Origin of the sequence: Thiocystis violacea (genome assembly GCF_016583565.1) — a bacterium.
In the GTDB taxonomy this organism is placed as follows: Bacteria; Pseudomonadota; Gammaproteobacteria; order Chromatiales; family Chromatiaceae; genus Thiorhodococcus; species Thiorhodococcus violaceus_A.
Map to the genome: position 1 here is coordinate 1 of NZ_NRRF01000262.1, position 549 is coordinate 549.

Here is a 549-nt window from a genome sequence, read left to right on the forward strand (position 1 = left end):
TGACGATGTTCATGATCACCACCCGCTCATGCACCACCTTGTTGTGCTTGAGGTTGTGCATCAGCGCCGAGGGCGCGACCTGCGGATCGCCGGTGAGGAACACCGCCGTGCCCGCCACCCGGTGCGGCTTGGACTTTTCCAGCATGCGGATGAGGTCGGCGGTCGGAATCGAATCGCGCTGCGTCTTCTTGTGCAGGAGATCGGTGCCGCGCACCCAGGTCCACATCACCACCATGGCCAGCGCGCCCATGGTCAGCGGCACCCAGGCGCCTTCGAAAATCTTGATCAGATTGGCCATCAGGAACGACACGTCGATGGTCAGGAAATAGCCGATCACGGGAATGGCGAGCCAGAGCGGCCAGCGCCACAGTTTCCACACCACGAAAAACGCCAGGCTGGCGTCGACCACCATGGTTCCGGTCACGGCGATGCCATAGGCGTTGGCCAGATTGTCCGAGGTGCGGAACAGGAACACCAGCAGCAACACGCCGATCAGCAGGGTCCGGTTGACGCGGGGGACATAGATCTGCCCCTCCGTGCTAGCGGAAG

1 protein-coding gene is annotated in these 549 nt (G+C 62.5%); it reads right to left on the reverse strand.

All coding sequences use genetic code 11. The annotated features are described in order from the left end of the window. The coding region (locus tag CKO23_RS25120; protein ID WP_346014688.1) for a KUP/HAK/KT family potassium transporter at positions 1-487 on the reverse strand (487 nt) is incomplete at its 3' end. Between the last annotated feature and the right edge of the window lie 62 nt (positions 488-549).